This is a genomic window from Shinella sp. WSD5-1 (assembly GCF_963942435.1).
Classification (GTDB): Bacteria; Pseudomonadota; Alphaproteobacteria; order Rhizobiales; family Rhizobiaceae; genus Shinella; species Shinella yambaruensis.
Genome location: NZ_OZ012596.1, coordinates 573,943 through 595,266, shown reverse-complemented (window position 1 = coordinate 595,266; position 21,324 = coordinate 573,943). Strand labels below are relative to the sequence as shown.

23 protein-coding genes are annotated in these 21,324 nt (G+C 64.5%); 13 read left to right on the top strand and 10 right to left on the bottom strand.

Translation table 11 applies throughout. From position 1 onward, the window contains the following. Positions 1-148: 148 nt before the first annotated feature. Positions 149-2,155, bottom strand: coding sequence for a hydantoinase/oxoprolinase family protein (locus AABQ55_RS02755; protein ID WP_272807175.1), 2,007 nt, complete (start codon positions 2,153-2,155; stop codon positions 149-151). A gap of 140 nt (positions 2,156-2,295) precedes the next feature. Here AABQ55_RS02755 and AABQ55_RS02750 point away from each other — a divergent pair, with 140 nt between their 5' ends. After that, the gene (locus tag AABQ55_RS02750; protein ID WP_272807174.1) at positions 2,296-2,850 is read left to right on the top strand and encodes a hypothetical protein; all 555 of its coding nucleotides are present in this window, start codon (positions 2,296-2,298) and stop codon (positions 2,848-2,850) included. A 146-nt stretch (positions 2,851-2,996) separates the two neighbouring features. Here the strand turns inward: AABQ55_RS02750 and AABQ55_RS02745 are convergent, their stop codons facing one another. The 4 genes from AABQ55_RS02745 to hslV form a co-directional block, all read right to left on the bottom strand. Then, on the bottom strand, positions 2,997-3,944 hold the full coding sequence (locus tag AABQ55_RS02745; protein ID WP_272807173.1) for a DUF1402 family protein: 948 nt from the start codon (positions 3,942-3,944) through the stop codon (positions 2,997-2,999). A 176-nt stretch (positions 3,945-4,120) separates the two neighbouring features. Next, positions 4,121-5,431 (bottom strand): ATP-dependent protease ATPase subunit HslU, encoded by a 1,311-nt coding sequence (gene hslU, locus AABQ55_RS02740; RefSeq protein ID WP_244770806.1) that lies wholly within the window; start codon positions 5,429-5,431, stop codon positions 4,121-4,123. Further along, positions 5,428-5,970 (bottom strand): GNAT family N-acetyltransferase, encoded by a 543-nt coding sequence (locus AABQ55_RS02735; RefSeq protein WP_272807172.1) that lies wholly within the window; start codon positions 5,968-5,970, stop codon positions 5,428-5,430. The genes hslU and AABQ55_RS02735 overlap by 4 nt, the downstream gene beginning before the upstream one ends. After that, the gene (gene hslV, locus AABQ55_RS02730; protein WP_244770804.1) at positions 5,960-6,517 is read right to left on the bottom strand and encodes an ATP-dependent protease subunit HslV; all 558 of its coding nucleotides are present in this window, start codon (positions 6,515-6,517) and stop codon (positions 5,960-5,962) included. Before hslV ends, AABQ55_RS02735 begins: the two co-directional genes overlap by 11 nt. A gap of 1,089 nt (positions 6,518-7,606) precedes the next feature. On the opposite strand from hslV, the gene hisB reads away from it, so the two are divergent. From hisB to hisA, 4 genes are all read left to right on the top strand, one after another. After that, the gene (gene hisB / locus AABQ55_RS02725) at positions 7,607-8,200 is read left to right on the top strand and encodes an imidazoleglycerol-phosphate dehydratase HisB (RefSeq protein WP_244770803.1); all 594 of its coding nucleotides are present in this window, start codon (positions 7,607-7,609) and stop codon (positions 8,198-8,200) included. 71 nt (positions 8,201-8,271) lie between these two features. Then, a complete protein-coding gene (locus tag AABQ55_RS02720) occupies positions 8,272-8,742 on the top strand; it encodes a DUF2628 domain-containing protein (protein ID WP_272807171.1) in 471 nt (156 codons plus the stop codon). Between the two features lie 2 nt (positions 8,743-8,744). After that, on the top strand, positions 8,745-9,386 hold the full coding sequence (gene hisH, locus AABQ55_RS02715) for an imidazole glycerol phosphate synthase subunit HisH (protein WP_272807170.1): 642 nt from the start codon (positions 8,745-8,747) through the stop codon (positions 9,384-9,386). A gap of 1 nt (position 9,387) precedes the next feature. Beyond that, entirely contained in the window at positions 9,388-10,128 is a 741-nt protein-coding gene (gene hisA, locus AABQ55_RS02710; RefSeq protein ID WP_272807169.1) for a 1-(5-phosphoribosyl)-5-[(5-phosphoribosylamino)methylideneamino]imidazole-4-carboxamide isomerase, read from the top strand. Between the two features lie 135 nt (positions 10,129-10,263). On the opposite strand, the gene AABQ55_RS02705 is transcribed toward hisA, so the two are convergent. Further along, positions 10,264-11,001 carry a DUF3800 domain-containing protein gene (locus AABQ55_RS02705; RefSeq protein WP_244770798.1) on the bottom strand — a complete coding sequence of 246 codons (738 nt, stop codon included), beginning with the start codon at positions 10,999-11,001 and terminating at the stop codon, positions 10,264-10,266. A gap of 263 nt (positions 11,002-11,264) precedes the next feature. On the opposite strand from AABQ55_RS02705, the gene hisF reads away from it, so the two are divergent. The 3 genes from hisF to coaA are packed head-to-tail and all read left to right on the top strand — an operon-like array spanning position 11,265 to position 13,367. Next, positions 11,265-12,041 carry an imidazole glycerol phosphate synthase subunit HisF gene (hisF, locus tag AABQ55_RS02700; protein ID WP_244770797.1) on the top strand — a complete coding sequence of 259 codons (777 nt, stop codon included), beginning with the start codon at positions 11,265-11,267 and terminating at the stop codon, positions 12,039-12,041. A 10-nt stretch (positions 12,042-12,051) separates the two neighbouring features. Continuing rightward, positions 12,052-12,372 (top strand): phosphoribosyl-ATP diphosphatase, encoded by a 321-nt coding sequence (locus AABQ55_RS02695; protein ID WP_244770796.1) that lies wholly within the window; start codon positions 12,052-12,054, stop codon positions 12,370-12,372. After that, positions 12,372-13,367 (top strand): type I pantothenate kinase, encoded by a 996-nt coding sequence (gene coaA / locus AABQ55_RS02690; RefSeq protein WP_244770795.1) that lies wholly within the window; start codon positions 12,372-12,374, stop codon positions 13,365-13,367. The genes AABQ55_RS02695 and coaA overlap by 1 nt, the downstream gene beginning before the upstream one ends. Positions 13,368-13,404: 37 nt before the next feature. On the opposite strand, the gene AABQ55_RS02685 is transcribed toward coaA, so the two are convergent. The 4 genes from AABQ55_RS02685 to AABQ55_RS02670 all read right to left on the bottom strand — a co-directional run bounded on the left by AABQ55_RS02685 (position 13,405) and on the right by AABQ55_RS02670 (position 16,824). Further along, a complete protein-coding gene (locus tag AABQ55_RS02685; RefSeq protein ID WP_272807168.1) occupies positions 13,405-14,022 on the bottom strand; it encodes an alpha-ketoglutarate-dependent dioxygenase AlkB family protein in 618 nt (205 codons plus the stop codon). A 6-nt stretch (positions 14,023-14,028) separates the two neighbouring features. Then, positions 14,029-14,544 carry a peptidoglycan-binding protein LysM gene (lysM, locus tag AABQ55_RS02680; RefSeq protein ID WP_272807167.1) on the bottom strand — a complete coding sequence of 172 codons (516 nt, stop codon included), beginning with the start codon at positions 14,542-14,544 and terminating at the stop codon, positions 14,029-14,031. A gap of 107 nt (positions 14,545-14,651) precedes the next feature. Further along, entirely contained in the window at positions 14,652-15,086 is a 435-nt protein-coding gene (gene arfB, locus AABQ55_RS02675; RefSeq protein ID WP_064332012.1) for an alternative ribosome rescue aminoacyl-tRNA hydrolase ArfB, read from the bottom strand. Between the two features lie 127 nt (positions 15,087-15,213). After that, positions 15,214-16,824, bottom strand: a complete 1,611-nt coding sequence (locus AABQ55_RS02670; RefSeq protein ID WP_272807166.1) for a phosphoenolpyruvate carboxykinase — start codon at positions 16,822-16,824, stop codon at positions 15,214-15,216. A gap of 312 nt (positions 16,825-17,136) precedes the next feature. Between AABQ55_RS02670 and AABQ55_RS02665 the strand changes: the two genes are divergently transcribed. The 5 genes from AABQ55_RS02665 to AABQ55_RS02645 all read left to right on the top strand — a co-directional run bounded on the left by AABQ55_RS02665 (position 17,137) and on the right by AABQ55_RS02645 (position 21,212). After that, positions 17,137-17,868, top strand: a complete 732-nt coding sequence (locus AABQ55_RS02665) for a response regulator transcription factor (protein ID WP_064332010.1) — start codon at positions 17,137-17,139, stop codon at positions 17,866-17,868. A gap of 97 nt (positions 17,869-17,965) precedes the next feature. Beyond that, positions 17,966-19,762 (top strand): sensor histidine kinase, encoded by a 1,797-nt coding sequence (locus tag AABQ55_RS02660; protein WP_244770821.1) that lies wholly within the window; start codon positions 17,966-17,968, stop codon positions 19,760-19,762. Between the two features lie 148 nt (positions 19,763-19,910). Beyond that, a complete protein-coding gene (locus tag AABQ55_RS02655; RefSeq protein ID WP_272807165.1) occupies positions 19,911-20,372 on the top strand; it encodes an HPr kinase/phosphorylase in 462 nt (153 codons plus the stop codon). A 150-nt stretch (positions 20,373-20,522) separates the two neighbouring features. Then, positions 20,523-20,924 carry a PTS sugar transporter subunit IIA gene (locus AABQ55_RS02650; protein ID WP_064332008.1) on the top strand — a complete coding sequence of 134 codons (402 nt, stop codon included), beginning with the start codon at positions 20,523-20,525 and terminating at the stop codon, positions 20,922-20,924. A 15-nt stretch (positions 20,925-20,939) separates the two neighbouring features. Further along, on the top strand, positions 20,940-21,212 hold the full coding sequence (locus AABQ55_RS02645; RefSeq protein ID WP_023514719.1) for an HPr family phosphocarrier protein: 273 nt from the start codon (positions 20,940-20,942) through the stop codon (positions 21,210-21,212). Positions 21,213-21,324: the final 112 nt, after the last annotated feature.

Genomic DNA, 21,324 nt, shown 5'->3' with positions numbered 1-21,324 from the left:
CCGAATGCTGCCACTTTCCGGAGACGGGCATGCATAGTCAATTCGGCAATGACATAAAGAATTTATTCCCGTTCGGATAAAATCATACGATAGGCACGCGATAACCGCCCCGAAAGGCGGCCAGGCGGGGCCGAAAGACGGAAGAACGTCAGCTCTCGTGCGCGATGCGCGGCCGGCCGCTGGCGATCGCCGTGAAGCGCGCCTCCATGAGCTTGCGGCGGCCCTCCACCTCCGGCGCGTCGATCTCCTCGGTGAGCGTCACCGCCGGCTCGTCCGCGCCGTTGATCCGCGCGGCGGTGAGCGCCGCCGTCATGGCCCGCTCCTTCGCCAGCGCGAAGGCCTCGCCTTCGTCGATGAAGCGCACGCTCTCGCCCGTGCCGCCGACGATGAAGATGCCCTCTTCCGGCATGGTCACGAACACCGTGACCATGCTGCGCACCTGGCCGACCACGGCGCCGACCGCATTGGCAACGCCGGCGTCCGCGGGGATGGCCGATTCGGCGCCGAGCATGTCGGCGATGGCGGGATAATAGACCGGCGCCGAGGCGCCGAGGCCAACGAGCGGCCGGTCGAGCGCGACGCGGAACTGCACGATGCCGGGCACGCGGTGCAGCGCGCGGTCGATCGTCAGCGAGTTGACCGGATCGATCGCCCCCGCCCCGTCGTCGGCAAGGCAGGCCGACAGGATGACATCGGCCGACTGCCGGGTGAGGCGATCGACGAGGACGCGCGCCAGCGCCTCGGGGCTGTCGGCGATCGGCCGGCCGGAACCGTCCCGCGTGCGGGCGGCGATCTCCAGCCCGAGGCGGGCGGCCGCCGCATCCCACTGGCCCTGCCCGCCGAGCACATGCATGGCGTCGGACGGCGTGATGCCGCAGATATGCACGAGGCTGCGGGCGACCAGCCGGTCGAGCGTCACCTTCTGCAGCATGGTGGCGAGCAGCCCTTCCAGCGGCAGCGGCACCATGCCGATCTTCTCGTAGAGCGCCTGTTCCTGCGGCTGGAGGCCGCTCGCCAGCCGCTCCGGCACGCCGGTGCGCACGGCGAAGCGGCCGTCGTGCCGCCCGGCATGGGGCGCGCGCAGCTGGCGCTCCAGCACCGGGACGATCGCGCCCGGATGCAGCGCCGAGGCAAGGCTCAGCGGCATGAAGCGGCGCGGCCCGAGTTCGATCTTCGCCTTGAGGCCGCGGTCGTTGATGCGCACCTCCGAATCGCCGCCGAGGCCGAAGGTGCGCATGGCGACCGCCTCGACCATGGTGCGATAGCCGCCGACGACGGCGCCTTCCGCGTCGAGCTTCGGCCGCCCGCCGTCGAGCACCGCCACGTCCGTCGTCGTGCCGCCGATATCGGAGACGACGGCATTGTCGAGTCCGGTCAGGTGCCGCGCGCCGACGAGGCTGGCCGCCGGGCCGGACAGGATCGTCTCGATCGGCCGCAGCCGCGCCTCGGCCGCCGAGATCAGCGCCCCGTCGCCGCGCACCACCATCATCGGCACATGGATGCGGCGCCGGTCGAGATAGTCCTCGCAGGCGCCGATCAGCCGGTCGATCATCGAGACGAGGCGGGCATTGAGCAGCGTCGTCAGCGCCCGGCGCGGCCCGCCGAGCTTGGAGGAGAGTTCGTGGCTGCAGGTGACGGGCAGGTGCGAGACCTCGCGGATGCGCGCGCGCACCCGCTCCTCGTGCGCCGGGTTGCGCACGGCGAAATAGCCGGCGACGGCGAAGGAGGAGACGGTCTCGGCCAGGACCGGCAGGGCGTCGTCGAGCGCCGTCATGTCGAGCGCCGTCTCGTCGCCATGCACATTGTGCCCGCCGGGCAGGAACAGCACGGGATCGTTGCCGAGCGCATCGGCAAGGCCGTCGCGCTTCAGGTCCTCGGGGCTAAAGCCGATCATCACCAGGCCGGCGCGGCCGCCCTGCCCTTCCACCAGCGCGTTGGTCGCCAGCGTGGTGGAGAGCGAGACGAGGCCGATCGCCGAAACGGGGGCCTTGGCCGCCTCCAGCACCGCTTCGACGGCGCCGGAAATGCCGACCGAGAGATCGTGGCGGGTGGTGAGCGCCTTGGCGCGGGCGACGACGCCGGCGGTTTCACTGTAGAGCACGGCGTCCGTGTAGGTGCCGCCGGTATCGATGCCGAGTAACAAATGGTCTGCCACGAGAATTCTTCCGTACCGCCCGCCGTCTCTTTTCAAAGCGCGCCGTGAATGGTGTTATTGCCTATGGTGTTATGACATGTCCGCGCCGAATGCCACCATTCCACCGGCGGCATGCGATGAAAGAACGAGGAGCCTATCCAGTGATCGACCCCACCCTGCGAAAGCCGTTTCTGGCCGCCCTTTTCCTTGGCGCCGCGCTTCTGGCCGGCAGCCAGCCCGCAACCGCCCAGGAAGACGATGACGAGGAGCAATACCAGGCGCAGATCCCGGATGTCTCGATCTACAAGGCGATGCTGGATGCCAACAAGCAGACGGGCTGGGTGCAGTTCCGCAACTTCGCCGACCAGCAGCTCATCTATTTCACGAGCCTGCAGACCATGCATTGCCGCCTGTCGGAGATCCGCTACTCGATCAACAACGACACGCTGGACCAGCGCTTCCCGCTGGCCAAATGCGATCCCGAACTGCCGTTCAACCTGCCCTCGGACGACACGCAGAACTGGATCTATATCAACCTGAAGCCGGGCGAGGCGGAAACCATCGCCGTCCAGGCGGTCTGGGACGACGGCAGCGGCAGCGAGATCGTCGTCTACCAGCCCTGCAAGAACCCGGAAGCGACCTGCGCCTCGATCAAGACGATCAAGAAGGCGAAGAAGCGGGTCGACGAGCCCTCGCCCGCAACGCCAGTCCGCTAGCGGGTTGCAGAAGACGGCGCGGATGATCCCGAGCTTCGAGGGCGGGCGGGACCGGCTCGTCTTGGCGAACGTGAACCGGGAGGCAGGCCAGATTCGGAGCGAGGCCCGCAGGCTTGCAGCGGCCTTTCGCCGGGTGCTGCGAAAAACTACAGCAGACCCTCAAGTTCCGCCAGCTTGTCGTTGATCAGCCAGCCGTAATAGTTCTCTTCCGGCCAGGTCACCTCGCCCGCGGCGCGGCGCGCGGCAAAGGCGGCAGCGCGCGCATCGGGATTGCCGATATTGTAGAGCGTCGCCGTCACGCCGGGATTCTTCGAAATATCGACGCCGGCGATCTTCCTGTAGGCGTCGATCGAGCGGCGGATCGAGGCGGCCATGTAGGCAAGCGAGATGTCGGGATCCATGATCGCCTGGTAGACGCCGGCCGCATCCTTCTCGTCGAGACGGTCATAGCCGGAAATGCGCGCCACGTCGTCGGTCAGCGTCAGCGCCGTCAGCGGGTTGATCTGGCCGAGGCCGAAGGTCTGGCCGGCATAGAAGGGCTGGAAGAACACCGCGCTGAAGCGGTTGTTCGGGAAGGACGTGCCGCCGACCGTGCGGCCCTTGAAGGTCTTGTTCCAGACCGTCTCGCGGCAGGTCCAGAGGGCGTAGGAGCCCTTCTTGTCCGCGCATTTGGCAAATTCCGGCCGGTCGACGAAATCGGCGACGTTCTCGCCGTCATAGGCGAAGCGGAACGAGCCGGTATAGGACGCCGCCTTCACATAGTAGCTCTGCAGGCGGTCATAGGCATCGACATTGTAGGTGTGCTCGCCGACGATCGCGCCGACCATGTGGATGGGGGCGATGCCGTACTTGCCCGCCACCGCCTTGATCTTGCCGGTCAGCTGGCGATCGTTGGCGATGAGATCGCGCACCTTCTCGTATTTGGCGTCGAAGGAGGTCTTGCCCGCCTTGGTGCGGCGCGTGGAGGCACCCGGGATCTGCGGCTGCTCGGCATTGCGGTTGCCGGCGGGCACCATGTCGATGGCCAGCGCCAGCGTCTGGTCCTGAACAAAAAGGGCGGCTGCAAGGGCAAGCACGGAAATGAGCTGTCGCACGGGTCCGGTTCCGTCTTCTCGTGATGTCGGCATGGCGAGACCGATGCAACGCAAACATGTCGGAATGATGCCAAAACGCGTGCAATGCCTAGGCCGCACGGTCCCTTCTGTCGAGAGGCCCCGCCTGCAAAAGTCCGGCACCGGCGGCCGCAAGAGCGGCCACCGGTGCGGAAACGTCACAGAATGTAGCGCGACAGGTCGGTATTGGCCGCAAGCGCCCCGACATGCTTCTTCACATAGTCGGCGTCGATGAGGAGCTTGTTGCCGCCCTTGTCCGGCGCCTCGAAGGAGATCTCGTCGAGCACCCGCTCCATCACCGTCTGCAGCCGCCGCGCGCCGATGTTCTCGACGCTCGCATTGAGCTGCACCGCCACATCGGCCAGCGCGTCGATGCCGTCCTCGGTGAAGTCGAGCTCGACGCTTTCCGTCGCCATCAGCGCCTTGTACTGCCGGATGAGGCTCGCCTCCGTCTCCGTGAGGATGCGACGGAAGTCCTCCTTGGTCAGCGCGCGCAGCTCGACGCGGATCGGCAGGCGGCCCTGCAGCTCGGGCAGGAGATCCGAGGGCTTGGAGACATGGAAGGCGCCGGAGGCGATGAAGAGGATGTGATCCGTCTTGACCGGCCCGTATTTGGTGGCGACCGTCGTGCCCTCGACGAGCGGCAGGAGGTCGCGCTGCACGCCCTCGCGGGACACACCCGCGCCCATGCCGCCGTCGCGCGCGGCGATCTTGTCGATCTCGTCGATGAAGACGATGCCGTCGTTCTCCGCCGAGCGGATGGCCTCGCGCTGGATCTGCTCGTTGTCGAGCAGCTTGTCGGATTCGTCGTCGATCAGGATCTTGTAGGAATCCTTGACCGTCGTCTTCACCTTCTTGGTGCGCCCGCCCATCGCCTTGCCGAACATCTCGGAAAGGTTGAGAACGCCGATATTGGCGCCGGGCATGCCGGGGATCTCGAAACCGCCGGGCAGGCCGCCGCCCGTATCGGCGACGTCGATCTCGATGTCCTTGTCGTCCAGCTCGTTGCCCCGCAGCTTCCTGCGGAAACTGTCGCGCGTCGCCGGCGAGGCCGTCGCGCCGACGAGCGCGTCGAGCACCCGTTCCTCGGCATTCGCATGGGCCTTGGCCGTCACCTCGGCACGCTTCTTCTCGCGCACCAGGCCGATGCCGACCTCGACGAGGTCGCGCACGATCTGCTCGACATCGCGGCCGACATAGCCGACCTCGGTGAACTTGGTAGCCTCGACCTTAACGAAGGGCGCGCCGGCGAGCTTGGCGAGGCGCCGGGAGATCTCAGTCTTGCCGACGCCGGTCGGGCCGATCATCAGGATGTTCTTCGGCATCACCTCGTCGCGCAGGTCCGGTTCCAGCTGGTGGCGGCGCCAGCGGTTGCGCAGCGCGATGGCGACGGCGCGCTTGGCGTCGTGCTGGCCGATGATGTAGCGGTCGAGTTCGGAAACGATCTCGCGGGGGGAAAAGTTGGTCATGATGTCTCGTTCGCTTTCGGGTCGAATTGCATGATCAGCACGTCGTCGCCGGTGCGGCCCAGGAGCTTTTCCACCGGCCGGAAGCCGGCTTTTTCATAGGCGCGAACCGCACGGGCGTTGGCGGGATCGGGATCGATGATGATGGTCTCGTGGCCGAGGCCGCGAAGACGGGCGACGAAGGCGATGAGCGCCGCCGAGCCGATGCCGGTGGAGAGCCTGTCCACCTCGCCGATCGAAAGATCGACGCCGACGGCCTCCTGCGGCAGCTCGAGAAGCCAGGGATTGTCCTTCGTCCACGCCTCGTTCTGGTGATGGCCGAGAAACCAGTATTGTATGTAGCCGACCGGCTTTCCGTCGAGCATGATGAGGAAGGGACGGGTCGTGTCCTTTCCCTCCACCATGTCGCGGATGAAGCCGAGCTCCTCTTCCGGATCGCCCCACCATTCGCGCATGTGCGGCCTGTTCAGCCATGCGTGAAGCAGCGGGTAGTGCCCTTCCCCGACGGGTGAAAAGCCGATCCGGGCGGGATCAATCGGCATCCAGCGTCTCCACCACGACATTCTGGTTGGTGTAGACGCAGATGTCGCCGGCGATCTGCATGGCGCGGCGCGCGATCTCTTCCGCCGACTTGTCCGTGTCCATCAGCGCCCGGGCCGCGGCATAGGCATAGTTGCCGCCCGAGCCGATCGCCATGGTGCCGTGTTCCGGCTCCAGCACGTCGCCATTGCCGGTCAGCGCCAGGGTGACGGACTTGTCGGCGACCAGCATCATCGCCTCGAGGCGGCGCAGATAGCGGTCGGTGCGCCAGTCCTTGGCAAGCTCGACGGCCGCGCGCATCAGCTGGTCAGGATATTGCTCGAGCTTGGCTTCGAGCCGTTCGAGCAGCGTGAAGGCATCGGCCGTCGCGCCGGCGAAACCGGCGATCACGTCGCCCTTGGCAAGGCGGCGGACCTTGCGCGCATTGCCCTTCATCACGGTCTGGCCAAGGCTCACCTGGCCGTCGCCCGCCATCACCACCTTGCCGTCCTTGCGGACGGTGATGATCGTCGTGGCGTGCATGGAAGCGTAGGGATTGTGTTCACTCATTCGATAGACCTCAAAGGCCCTTTTGGGGCGGGGACGCCGCCTGCGCGGCGGCTTCGTTGTGTCCTATGTAAGCAGCGGTTTGAAGATTGCAAACAGAGGGTGAGCCGATGGCGAAAGGGCCTGAAGCAACAAGGACGTGCGCAAGCCCACGAAAGACAAGGCCCCCGCCAAAGCCTCCCGATCTTCGATACGCAAGTGAAGCACGGCGACAGCGCGAAGAAGAAGTGAACTGCGGCGGCGAACGGGAACGTCGGCCGCGTCGGCCAATGACGGTGCCGCCCCTCACCCTAACCCTCTCCCCGCAAGCGGGGAGAGGGGACTTGCCCCACTGAGCGTGAGAGGGGTGGAAACCATCCCGGCATATCCCTTCGCCCCGCTTGCGGGGAGAAGGTGGCGGCAGCCGGATGAGGGGCGAATCACGCCGTTCGCGGCGCTTTTCCAGAAAAGTCCCGGACCGATTTTCCCCACCCCCCAAAACACACCTTATCCTGGCCTTCCTTCTGCCGCCGGACGGATCGCGTAACGTGTCGATGCGGGCGGGAGGAGGCGCTTTCGATTTCCGCCGAAACGTACGGCGGGAACGAAAGAGGCGTGGAGCGTCGTGGTGATCCATGGCCTTTCCCGTGCTCACGGGATCGGGCCGGCGGGTGAGCGCGGCGTCAGAGGCTTCCCCCTTCCCCGGGTCGCGGGGTCGGCTTGGGTCCGCCATGCAAGCAGGATGGCAGCGCCTGTCCCCGAAAAGTGCGGAACGCGGTTTTCGGAAAAGGCACAGGCGCCAACAAACTGCGCAGCGAAGCCCTACCATGCCTGAAGGAGGATGAGACCGCCTCCGAAGAACGCCTGGGCCGCGCGAAAGCGAAGCCGCACCATACCCATTTCCAGAGGCAACGCTTTCGCGCGGTTCTCCGGACGAGGGCAATTCCGGCAAAAGCGCGAAGCGGTTTGGGTCGGAATTGCGAAAACAACGACGTTCCATCACCCCGGCGGCGCGCCGCGCGGGCCGTTTCCCCTTGCGCCGGAAACCCTCGAAAGACTGGCCTTTTGTGAAGAGCCCTGTTAAGGAGCGGCGACACTCTACCGGAGACAGCAATGAGCCGCACTGCCAGCGTTTCGCGCAAGACGAACGAGACCTCCGTCGCCGTCACCGTCAATATCGACGGCACCGGCACGTCGAGCATTTCGACGGGTGTCGGTTTCTTCGATCATATGCTCGACCAGCTGTCGCGCCATTCGCTCATCGACATGGACATCAAGACCGAGGGTGACCTCCATGTCGACGACCACCATACCGTTGAAGACACCGGCATCGCCATCGGCCAGGCCATCGCCAAGGCGCTCGGCGACCGGCGCGGCATCACGCGCTACGCCTCGCTCGACCTTGCCATGGACGAGACGATGACCCGCGCCGCCGTGGACGTGTCGGGCCGGCCCTTCCTCGTCTGGAACGTCGCCTTCTCCGCCCCGAAGATCGGCAGCTTCGACACCGAGCTGGTGCGCGAGTTCTTCAACGCGCTCGCCCAGCACGCCGGCATCACGCTGCATATCCAGAACATCTACGGCGCGAACAACCATCATATCTCGGAGACCTGCTTCAAGGCCGTCGCGCGCGTGCTGCGCACCGCGACCGAGATCGATCCCCGCCAGGCGGGCCGCGTTCCCTCGACGAAGGGTTCGCTGGCCTGAAGCAATTCCAGCAGAAGTGTGCAGCGGTTTTGCATCCGGGATTGCATAGGAAATAATAGCTGGAGGCCGTCATGGCCACGTTCCTCGTTCTGATACCGCCGGGCGCTGCGTCCGGAGACGAAAAAGCCCGGATCATCCGGGACCGCTTTTCCTGGATCGCGCTCTTCCTGCCGGTCCTCTGGCTGCTCTGGCATCGCGCCTGGCTCGCCGCCGCGCTCGCCTTCGCCGTGCAGTCGCTCGGCTCGGCCGTCGCCGATCATCCGCTCTTCGGCCTTGCCGGCCTCGGCATCTGCCTTGCCACCAATCTCCTCGTCGCGCTCGAAGGCCCCTCGATGGTCGTCGCCGGCCTCACGCGCCGCGGCTGGACGGTCGATGCGGTGATCACGGCCGACGACCGCGCCACCGCCGAGGAGATCTACTACATGCAAACCCCGGCCGGCGAGGCAGGGGCGCGTGAAAGCGTCCTCCTGCCGGCCTCCGAAACCTCCCCGCGCCGGCACGCTCCCATGCTCGGCCTCGTCGGTTTCAAGGAAGGACGCTGAGAATGCGCGTTGCAATCATCGACTACGGCTCGGGCAACCTGCGCTCGGCCACCAAGGCCTTCGAGCGCGCCGCCCGCGAGGCCGGCATTGCCGCCGAAATCGACCTCACCGACAAGGCCGAGCGCGTCGCCGCCGCCGACCGCATCGTGCTGCCCGGCGTCGGCGCCTATGCCGACTGCCGCCGCGGCCTCGACGCCGTGCCCGGCATGGTCGAGGCGCTTCGCGACACCGTCGAGGCGAAGGCCCGGCCCTTCCTCGGCATCTGCGTCGGCATGCAGCTCATGTCCTCGCGCGGCCTCGAAAAGACCATCACGGAAGGCCTCGGCTGGATCAGCGGCGACGTCGTCCGGATGACGCCGGACGATCCGGCGCTGAAGATTCCGCAGATCGGCTGGAACACGCTCACCCGCCGATACGCGCACCCGCTCTTCGAGGGCATCCCGGAGACGCTGCACGCCTATTTCGTGCACTCCTACCACCTCGCCGCCGAAAACCCGGACGACGTGGTCGCGACCGTCGACTATGGCGGCCCGATGACCGCCTTCGTCGCGAGCGGCAACAAGGCGGGCGCACAGTTCCATCCGGAAAAGAGCCAGGCGCTCGGCCTTTCCCTCATCAGCAATTTCCTGCGCTGGAAGCCCTGACATGATCCTCTTTCCCGCCATCGACCTGAAGGACGGCCAGTGCGTTCGCCTGAAACTCGGCGACATGGACCAGGCCACCGTCTACAATCCCGATCCGGCCGCCCAGGCGAAAGCCTTCGAGGACCAGGGCTTCGAATGGCTGCACGTCGTCGATCTCAACGGCGCCTTCGCGGGGGAAAGCGTCAACGGCGCCGCCGTCGACGCCATCCTCAAGGCGACGAAGAACCCCGTGCAGCTCGGCGGCGGCATCCGCACGCTCGACCATATCGAAAGCTGGCTGTCGCGCGGGCTTTCCCGCGTCATCCTCGGCACGGTCGCCGTGCGCGATCCGGCGCTGGTCATCGAGGCCTGCAAAAAATTCCCCGGCAAGGTCGCCGTCGGCATCGACGCCAAGGGCGGCAAGGTGGCCGTAGAGGGCTGGGCGGAGGCGTCCGAACTCGGCGTCATCGAGCTTGCCAGGAAATTCGAGGGCGCCGGCGTCGCCGCGATCATCTACACCGACATCGACCGCGACGGCATCCTGACCGGCATCAACTGGACCTCGACGCTGGAACTCGCCGACACCGTCGCCATCCCCGTCATCGCCTCCGGGGGCCTTGCCTCGATGGACGACATCCGCCGCCTCGTCGCCCCCGACGCCCGCAAGCTCGAAGGCGCGATTTCCGGCCGGGCGCTCTATGACGGGCGCATCGATCCCGCGGAAGCGCTCGCCATGATCCGCAACGCCAGATTGGCTAAGTGATTCGTAGGACTCGTTTTTTCGCGTTTGTCAATATAACCTTGACGTTCGCAGTTTGTTCGACTATATTTAGATTAAATGGACAGGGGGTTGTTCCCAGTCGGCGTCTGGCCTCGGTTTATCCGAGGCCTTTCGCTTTCAGGGAAATGTTTTGAGCCCGTAGCCTTTCACCAGCCCTGTTGCACTTCTGCGAAACTTACGCTGGATGATGTCATAGGCCCGGTTCGGCTGATTTGGGCGCAGTTCGGCCAACCCAATCGGGCGGGCGATCAAATCAGAAATCTGAAGTCCGCTTGAATTCGCCGCTTTATCCAGAAACTGGATATCAAGGCAGTTGATCTTTATTCCCTTAAAGTTTCCGCCATCACAGATTCGGCGAAACTCCAGTTCTATCGAAGCGTCTTCCTTTTTTCCCCGCCTCTCAAATATGCAGTATGTTGTGCGTTCGGCCTGTCCTTTTTCGATGAGGAAGCGGTGGAGACGTTCAAGGCAAAACTGCAAGCTCATCTCATAAGGATTGTCCGGCGTCCTGTATCGCCCGTTCAATTTTTCCTTATTGATAACCGTTGCGATCACAGTGAACTCCGACTCGCTGATGAGCGTGTTCACATCACTGTGGAATCGAGCGCGCTTTTCTTCATTCTGCAGAAACTTGAAAGGCACCTGCTGCTGCCGAATCTCGCGTTCATGAAACACCACCGCATCATGGCCAAACCAGCGGAACTTCAATCGCTGAAAATTAGGGACTGTGTGTGTGACATAGCTTTCTTTTTCGAATATGCAGAACGCCAAAACAAATATCGGATAGTGCGGGGATATTTGCGCGAGATTGTGATCCCCACTTTCGTCGATGTAGACAATGTAGTCACTAAACATTCGCCTGGCCCACTACAATCAGCGCGAGAGTAGCAGATACAATATGACCCTCAAAGCCCGTGTCATCCCCTCCCTCGACGTGAAGGACGACCCGCGACGCCCGCAGCCGCAGCGCGGCGAGGACGCGCAAAGCAAAAAGAAGGAGGCCGTCCTTTGACCCTCAAGGCCCGCGTCATCCCCTGCCTCGACGTGAAGGACGGCTCGCGACGCCCGCAGCCGCAGCGCGGCGAGGACGCGCAAGACAAAAAGAAGGAGGTCGTCCTTTGACCCTCAAGGCCCGCGTCATCCCCTGCCTCGATGTGAAGGACGGCCGTGTCGTCAAGGGCGTCAGCTTCGTCAATCTGGTCGATGCCGGCGATCCGGTGGAATCGGCAAAGGCCTATGACGCCGCCGGGGCCGACGAACTCTGCTTCCTCGACATCACCGCCTCCTCCGACAACCGCGACACGATCTTCGACGTCGTGGCGCGCACGGCCGACCATTGCTTCATGCCGCTCACCGTCGGCGGCGGCGTGCGCTCGGTTGCCGATATCCGCAAGCTGCTGCTTGCCGGGGCCGACAAGGTGTCGATCAACTCGGCCGCCGTCGCCAATCCGGATTTCGTGGCGGAAGCCGCCGACAAGTTCGGCAACCAGTGCATCGTCGTCTCGATCGATTCGAAGAAGGTTTCGCAGGAAGGCGAGGAAGACCGCTGGGAGATTTTCACCCATGGCGGCCGCAAGCCGACCGGCATCGACGCCGTCGCTTTCGCGGAAAAGATGGTGGAGCGCGGCGCGGGCGAACTGCTGCTCACCTCGATGGACCGCGACGGCCAGAAGGGCGGCTACGACATCGCGCTGACCCGCACCATCGCCGACCGCGTCTGCGTGCCGGTCATCGCCTCGGGCGGCGTCGGCACGCTCGACCACCTCGTCGAGGGCGTGCGCGACGGGCATGCGACGGCGGTGCTCGCCGCCTCCATCTTCCACTTCGGCACCTACACCGTCGGCGAAGCCAAGCGCTACATGGCCGAGCATGGCATCGCCATGCGGCTCGACTGAGGAGAGGCACATGAGCACCTTCACCCTTGCCGATCTCGAACGCATCGTCGACGCCCGCGCCGCGGCCGATCCGTCGGAAAGCTGGACGGCGAAGCTCGTTGCCGCCGGACAGCAGAAAGCGGCAAAAAAGCTCGGAGAAGAGGCCGTCGAGACCGTTATCGCCGCGATCGAGGGCGAAAAGGCCGCCTTGACGAGCGAAACGGCCGATTTGCTCTATCATCTGATCGTCGTATTGAAAATCGGCGGCGTCCCGTTACAAGATGTCATGGGGGAGCTGGAGCGGCGGACAAGCCAGTCCGGCCTAGCGGAGAAGGCCAGCCGGAAGAGTTGATGATCCAGGCAGTGCGCGACAAGAACCAGACGGATATTCCGGACGATTTCGGCAATCACGACTATTCTCCCTACCGCTTCTTCCCGGCAGACGAATGGGCGCGCTTCCGCGCCGATACGCCGCTGACGCTGACTGCCGACGAGGTGCAGCGGCTGCGCTCGCTGGGCGACCCGATCGATCTCAACGAAGTCAGGCGCATCTATCTGTCGCTGTCGCGCCTGCTGTCGGCCCATGTCGAATCCTCGCAGATGCTCTTCGAGCAGCGCAAGCGCTTCCTCAGCCTCTCGGACGAGGCGAAGACGCCCTATGTCATCGGCATCGCCGGCTCGGTCGCGGTCGGCAAGTCCACCACCGCGCGCATCCTGATGGAACTGCTGTCGCGCTGGCCGTCCAGCCCCAAGGTCGACCTCGTGACGACCGACGGCTTCCTCTATCCGAACGCGGTGCTCCAGCGCGAGAACCTGATGGAGCGCAAGGGGTTCCCGGAAAGCTACGACATCGGCGCGCTGTTGCGCTTCCTCTCGGCCATCAAGGCCGGCAAGAAGGACGTCAAGGCACCGACCTATTCGCACCTCACCTATGACGTGCTGCCCAACACCTTCCGCACCATTGACCGGCCGGACATCCTGATCTTCGAGGGCATCAACGTCCTGCAGTCGCGCAACCTGCCGGCGGACGGCAAGATCGTGCCGATGGTCTCCGATTTCTTCGATTTCTCGATCTATATCGACGCCGAGGAGACGCTGATCCATGCCTGGTACGTGGAGCGCTTCATGCGCCTTCGGGAAACCGCCTTCCGCAACCCGGATTCCTATTTCCATCGCTACGCGACGATCAGCGAAAAGGAAGCGCTTGCGATCGCGGAAAACCTCTGGCGCAACATCAACCTGAAGAACCTGCACCAGAACATCCTGCCGACCCGCCCGCGCGCCGACCTCATCCTGCAGAAGGGCCGGAACCACCTCATCGAGACGGTGGCGCTGCGCAAGCTCTAGTCGTTTTAACCTAATTCCGGACGCAAAACCAAGCCGGCTACGGATTGACCCGGCGAAGCGTCAGGTTGATGCGTCCGGCATTCTTCAACAGCGTCGACGTGCCCGGATAGATCCGGTCGACCCCGTGAAAGATCAGCCGGCTTTCGCCACCGAACACGAAGACGTCGCCGCTCGCAAGACGGAACGACCGCGTCGGATCGCTGCGTGAAACACCGCCGACACGAAACAGGCACTGGTCGCCCAGCGAGACGGACACGACGGGCGCGGCAAATTCGGTCTCGTCCCGGTCCTGGTGCAGGCCCATCCTGGCGTCCGGATCGTAGAAATTGACGAGGCAAGCCTCCGGCGGCTTCTCGAAGCCGGAAACCTCGTTCCACAGGGCAAGAAGCGCATCGGGAATGGCGGGCCAGGGACGGCCGGTCTCGGGATGGACAGGCTGGTAACGATAGCCACCCGCCTTGTCCGTCACCCAGCCGAGCGGGCCGCAATTGGTCATGCGCACCGACATCGGCTTGCCGGTTCTCGGCATGCGCGGCACGAAGAGCGGCGCTTCGACCACGACCTGCCGAATTGCGGCGACGAGGGCTTCCTGCGCCGGACGGTCGAAATGGCCGGGGAAGTAGCAAAGCCCCGGGGCGAGACCGCGCTCAGCCATGCGCGCTCACGCTTCCGCCAGATCCGGGATGCGCAGCACCTGGCCGGGATAGATCTTGTCCGGATGGGTCAGCATCGGCCGGTTGGCGTCGAAGATCAGCGTGTGCCTGGCGCCCTTGCCCTTGCCGTAGTGGGATTCGGCGATCTTCCAGAGATTGTCGCCCTTCTTGACCGTGTAGAGGGTCGGCGCCTGTGCGGGCGTTGCGGCCTCGGCCAGCGCGGTCATGTCGGCCTGGCCGGGCTTGAGGCCGGAATCGGCCGGCACGACCTTGAGGTCGGCGGCCTCCACCCTGGAAATGCCGAGCGTGTTGCCGACGGCGATCACCGCCTTCTCGAAGGCCGTCTGGTCGGCCACGACACCCTTCAGCACGCATTTGTCGCCCTCGACGGAGACTTCGACATTCTGCGTGCCGAGATCGAAGGAATCGAGCTCCTTCTTGACCGCCGCCGCTTCCGGCGCTTCGTCGTCGCCACCGATGCCGAGCTTCTTGCCGGCGGTCTTGATGAAGCTGAAGAGACCCATGGCTACCTCCCTGGTCTTCCTGCCTGGTTTTCCGAACTAAAGCAGAGCCCTTCCGCAAAGGAAAGATTCCGTTTCACGCTCACCGGTAAACGGCCGGGTTGCGGCAATCATTCGCCGCCGGGCTTGGCCCGCATGCGCTTGACGTCCGACCGGCCCGACTTTTCCTTGAGCCGGCGTTCGACCGAACCTTTTGTCGGCTTCGTCTTCTTGCGCACCGGCGGCGGCGGTTCGGCCGCCTTGAGGATCAGCTCCTTCAGCCGTTCGCGCGCATCCTCCCGGTTGCGCTCCTGGCTGCGGAAGCGGTTCGCCTCGATCATCAGCACGCCGTCCTTGGAGACCTTGCGGCCGGCCAGCCTTTCCGCATTGGCCTTCACCCGATCGCTGAGCGAGGGCGAGTTGCGCAGGTCGAAGAAGAGCTGCACGGCCGTCGAGACCTTGTTGACGTTCTGCCCGCCCGGACCGCCCGCCAGCACGAACTGCTCGGTCAGCTCCCAGCCGGCGATCGTGATGGAACTCTTGATGTAGAGGGGCGCGCTGGCCATGGAAATTCCTTTCCCGGCCGTTTTAACCGGCACCGGGCAAAACGGGAAGCCGCCGCCAAAGACGAAAACGCAGACGAAAAACCCGGCCTCAAGGGCCGGGTTTCACGTGAATCATCGCCGATGCACCTTATTCGGCAGCGACCTTCAGGCCCGGCGCGGCATCGCGCACGCCGCCGTCCACATGGTCCTCGAACTTCTCGAAGTTCGTAATGAACATGTCGACGAGCTTGCGGGCCTGCTTGTCATAGGCAGCGCCGTTGGCCCAGGTCGAGCGCGGATCGAGGATCTTCGTGTCGACGCCCGGCACCGAAACGGGGACCTGGAAGCCGAAATTGTCGTCGCGGCGGAAGAGCGCATCCTTCAGGGAGCCGTCCAGCGCGCTGGCGAGCAGGGTGCGCGTCGCCTTGATCGGCATGCGGCGGCCTTCGCCATAGGCGCCGCCCGTCCAGCCGGTGTTGACCAGCCAGCAATCGACGCCGTGCTCGGCAATCAGCTCCTTCAAAAGGTTACCGTAGACCGCCGGGTGGCGCGGCATGAAAGGCGCGCCGAAGCAGGTCGAGAAGGTGGCTTCCGGCTCGGTCACACCGCGTTCCGTGCCGGCGACCTTGGCGGTGTAGCCGGAAAGGAAGTGGTACATGGCCTGGTCGGGCGTCAGCTTGGCGATCGGCGGCATGACGCCGAAGGCATCGGCCGTCAGCATGATGATCGTCTTCGGATGCGGCGCGCGGCCGGTCTCGCTGGCATTCGGGATGAAATCCAGCGGATAGGCGCAGCGGGTGTTTTCCGTCAGCGAGCCGTCGTTGAAATCCGGAACGCCGTTGGCGTCGAGCACGACGTTCTCCAGAACGGAGCCGAAACGCTGCGTCGTCGCGTAGATCTCCGGCTCGGCCTCGGCCGAAAGGCGGATCGCCTTGGCATAGCAGCCGCCTTCGAAGTTGAAGATGCCGTTTTCGCCCCAGCCGTGCTCGTCGTCGCCGACCAGCGTGCGGCTCGGATCGGCCGACAGGGTCGTCTTGCCGGTGCCGGAGAGGCCGAAGAACACGGCCGCGTCACCATCCGGGCCGACATTGGCCGAGCAGTGCATCGGCATGACCTTTTCCGAGGGCAGCAGCCAGTTGAGCACGGTGAAGACCGACTTCTTCATCTCGCCGGCATAGAAAGTGCCCGCGATCAGCACGATGCCGCGCGTCAGGTCGCAGGCGATCATGGTTTCCGTGCGGGCGCCGTGGCGCTCCGGATCGGCCTTGAAGGTCGGCAGGTCGATGATCGTCAGCTTCGGCACGAAGGTCGCAAGATCCTTCTCTTCCGGGCGGATGAGCAGGTTGCGGATGAACAGCGAATGCCAGGCGAGTTCCGTGACGACGCGGGTCGGCAGGGCGTAATCGGCATCGGCGCCGCCGACGAGATCCTGCACGAAGAGGTCGCGGGCGGCCGCATGGGCCAGCATGTCGGCGTGCAGCACATCGAAATGCTCGCGCGAGACGGCCTTGTTGTTGTCCCACCAGATGGCGCCCTCGGTGTTTTCGTCGCGCACGACGAACTTGTCCTTGGGCGAGCGGCCGGTGTGCTGGCCGGTGAGGGCGCGAAGGGCGCCATGGGCCGTCTTGACCGCTTCCCCGCGACCGAGGGCCTCTTCATAGAGAGCCTCTGCTGCAAAGTTGTACCGGACCGTACCGTCGGTGTGGATACCCATCGCGGTGAGCCCCTGAGCGGGGTTGCGAACGCCAAGTTCCTGCATGGTCCAGTTTTCCTCCAAGGCGACAAGACTGGTGTGAATTTTGCGGGAACCTAATGCGCGGCTGTCACAAAGACAAGAGGAAAATAGAAATTAGGCAATGATATCAATTAATTAATCGATTTAAACAATTATGTGACTTTTTTAATCGTTTGAATAATCGATTTAAAAATGACTCGGCCGGCCGGCCCGAAACGTCTCCCTTTATCTTCGCCACAATTTGTTCCACCTTTATCCCCAGGAAGGCGCATCACATCCAGGACAGGAAACGATCCGAGGTCGGGAAAGGCGCCGATGAATATGGAGACTAGCAGGATGCAGACGATCGCACTCGTTGACGACGACCGGAATATTCTGACATCCGTGTCGATCGCTCTGGAGGCCGAAGGCTACAAGGTGGAGACCTATACGGACGGCGCCTCGGCGCTCGACGGCCTTCTTGCCCGTCCGCCGCATCTTGCGATCTTCGACATCAAGATGCCGCGCATGGATGGCATGGAACTGCTGCGCCGGCTGCGCCAGAAATCCGATATCCCCGTCATCTTCCTCACCTCGAAGGACGAGGAGATCGACGAACTGTTCGGCCTGAAGATGGGCGCGGACGACTTCATCACCAAGCCGTTCTCGCAGCGCCTGCTGGTCGAGCGCGTCAAGGCGATCCTGCGCCGGGCCTCGAGCCGCGAGGCCGCCGCCTCCGCCGGGGCCGCCGGCAGCACGGCGAAGGCCGGGGAAGTGGCGGCCCGCTCGCTGGAGCGCGGCCAGCTCGTCATGGACCAGGAGCGCCATACCTGCACCTGGAAGGGCGAGCCGGTGACGTTGACCGTGACCGAATTCCTCATCCTGCACTCGCTGGCGCAACGCCCCGGCGTGGTGAAGAGCCGCGATTCGCTGATGGACGCGGCCTATGACGAGCAGGTCTATGTCGACGACCGCACCATCGACAGCCACATCAAGCGGCTGCGCAAGAAGTTCAAGATGGTCGACACCGACTTCGACATGATCGAAACGCTCTACGGCGTCGGCTATCGGTTCCGCGAGACCGCATAACGCGATTTCGCTTGCATGGACCGCGGCGGCGATGGCATGCCGCGGTCAGGCGGCACCATGCCGCCGGCATGAAGGATGAAGCCGCTTGTTGCAGACAATGTCGGAAAAAGACGGGCCGGAAAAGGATGGGGAAGACGTCGAGGGCCGGCCTGCGCCGCGATCCCTGCGCCGCCGCTGGACCCATCCCTTCACGCTCGCCCGGCGCATCTTCGGCAATGCCGTCTTTTCGAGCCTGACGCGCCGCATCCTGTTCTTCAACCTCGTCGCGCTCGTCGTGCTCGTCGCGGGCATCCTCTATCTCAACCAGTTCCGCGAGGGGCTGATCGATGCGCGCGTCGAGAGCCTCCTGACCCAGGGCGAGATCATCGCAGGCGCGATCTCCGCCTCCGCCTCCGTCGACACCAACTCGATCACCATCGACCCGGAAAAGCTGCTGGAACTGCAGGCCGGCCAGAGCATCACGCCGCTGCCGAACGACGAAGACCTCGAATTCCCGATCAATCCGGAGCGCGTCGCGCCCGTGCTGAGAAGGCTGATCTCGCCGACCCGCACCCGCGCGCGCATCTATGACACGGACGCCAACCTGCTGCTCGATTCGCGGCACCTCTACACGCAGGGCCAGGTGCTGCGCTTCGACCTGCCGCCGGTGGAGCCGGAGAGCACCAGCCTCATCGAGCGCATGAACGTCTGGTTCAACCGCATCCTCCAGCCGAGCAACCTGCCGCAGTACAAGGAAGCGCCCGGCGGCGACGGCTCGATCTATCCGGAAGTGATGAACGCGCTGACCGGCGTGCGCGGCGCGGTCGTGCGCGTCAACGACAAGGGCGAGCTGATCGTCTCGGTCGCCGTGCCCGTGCAGCGGTTTCGCGCCGTGCTCGGCGTCTTGCTGCTCTCCACCCAGGCGGGCGACATCGACAAGATCGTCCATGCCGAACGGCTTGCCATCATGCGCGTCGCGGGCGTCGCCGGCCTCGTCAACATCGCGCTGTCGCTGCTGCTCTCCAGCACCATCGCCAATCCGCTGCGCCGGCTTGCGGCGGCGGCGATCCGCGTGCGGCGCGGGGCGAAGGAGCGCGAGGAGATCCCCGACTTCTCGGTGCGCCAGGACGAGATCGGCAACCTTTCGATTGCACTGCGCCAGATGACGAACGCGCTCTACGACCGCATCGACGCGATCGAGAGCTTCGCCGCCGATGTCAGCCACGAGCTGAAGAACCCGCTGACCTCGCTGCGCAGCGCCGTCGAGACGCTTCCGCTCGCGCGCACGGACGAATCGAAGAAGCGCCTCCTCGACATCATCCAGCACGACGTGCGCCGGCTCGACCGCCTGATCAGCGACATCTCGGACGCGTCCCGCCTCGATGCCGAGCTTGCCCGCAGCGATGCCCGCACCGTCGACCTCGAAAAGCTGCTTGGCGACCTCATCGACATTTCCCGCCAGGTCAACACGCGCAAGAAGCCGGTCACCCTCGATTTCGTGGTGGACCGCAAGGACAATCCGAAGGCGAAATTCGAGATATCGGGCTACGAGCTGCGCATAGGCCAGATCGTCACCAACCTCATCGAGAATGCCCGCTCCTTCGTGCCGGATCCCGGCGGGCGCATCGTCGTGCGCCTGTCGCGCGGGCGGAACGACCGCTGCATCATCCAGGTCGAGGACAACGGCCCCGGCATCCAGGCGGAAAACATCGACCGCATCTTCGAGCGGTTCTACACGGACCGCCCCGCCACCGAGGATTTCGGCCAGAATTCCGGCCTCGGCCTTTCCATCTCGCGGCAGATCGCCGAGGCGCATGGCGGCACGCTGAAGGCCGACAACATCGTCGACAAGGCGACCGGGGAACTGGCCGGCGCCCGCTTCACGCTGTCGCTGCCGACCGGCAACCAGAAATGAGCGGGGTTTCGCGGGCAAAGACGACCCCTGCGGGGAGAGCCACCCCTCATCCCGCTGCCGCGACCTTCTCCCCGCGTGCGGGGAGAAGGGGGGTGTTGCGTCGGTTTCCCAAGGCAGTGGCCCTTGTCGCGGCAGCGGGATGAGGGGCATGCCGAACGCAGCGCCCGTCAACCTCCATGCCACCGCCATCGTCATCGGCACGACGGGGCTTCTGTTCGTCGGCCCCTCCGGCACCGGAAAAAGCGCCGTCGCGCTCCACTGCATCGAGGAGGCCCGCGCCCGCGGCCTTTTCGCCGCCCTGATCAGCGACGACCAGGTTTTCATCATCGAAGCGAACGGCCGGCTCATCGCGCGTGCACCCAAAAGCATCGCCGGCCTGGCGGAGATCCGCGGGGCCGGGATCGTGCCGGTGGGGACGATCGAAGCGGCGGTTCTGACCCGGGCGATCCGGCCGATCGAACCGCCTTTCGCCGAGCGCCTGCCGCCGGAAGGGGAAACCGTCGCGGTCCTGCCGTCGTTCTTGCTGCCGCTTACCCGGCTGCCGCTCTTGCCCGGCGTGAGCGCTTTTTCGACCTTGGCCGCAATTCACCCGGAAATCCTGAAGAGTTGACCCCAAAAGCCCCGTCAAAAAGCGGAATCGGGCATTTTGGGCTTGCACTTGGTCTTTTCATTGACATGATGGCCACCCCAACGGTGGACGAAATTGCTGCATTGCGGTATTCCGCCGTCCGTTTGAGTTGGGAAACTGGAGCGACTGCTGATGATCGGACTGGTGCTTGTCACCCATGGCAAGCTTGCGGAGGAATTCCGGCACGCCCTTGAACATGTCGTTGGTCCGCAAAAGGCGATCGAGACCGTCTGCATCGGCCCCGAGGACGACATGGACCAGCGCCGCCAGGATATCCTGGAAGCGGTGATGAAGGCCGACCAGGGCCATGGCGTCATCATCCTCACCGACATGTTCGGCGGCACCCCCTCGAACCTCGCCATTTCCGTGATGAGCGGCGACGGCATCGAGGTGATCGCCGGCGTGAACCTTCCCATGCTGATCAAGCTTGCCGGCATCCGCGGCGAGAACAACATGGAGAAGGCGCTGATCGACGCCTCCGAGGCCGGCCGCAAATATATCAACGTGGCAAGCCGCGTCTTGAGCGGCAAATAAGGTTCTCCGCCCTCCATGACCGTCTCGAAAGAGCTCCTCATCATCAACAAGCGCGGCCTGCACGCCCGCGCCTCGGCGAAATTCGTCCAGACGGTCGACGGCTACGACGCCGAGGTCACCGTCTCCAAGGACGGCATGACGGTGGGCGGCACCTCGATCATGGGCCTGATGATGCTCGCCGCCAGCCCCGGCTGTTCCGTGCTGGTGACGGCGGTCGGCGTCCAGGCCCGCGAGGTGCTCGACGCGCTCGATGCGCTGGTGGCCGATCGTTTCGGCGAAGAAATGTAGGCCACGTGTCGATATAAGGATATAAAGACTTCTTTATATCCTGTTGCTCCAGCCGGCGTTTCCTGATAGGAAGCGCCATCACGAACAGGATCTGTTCGTTCCACGCATGTGC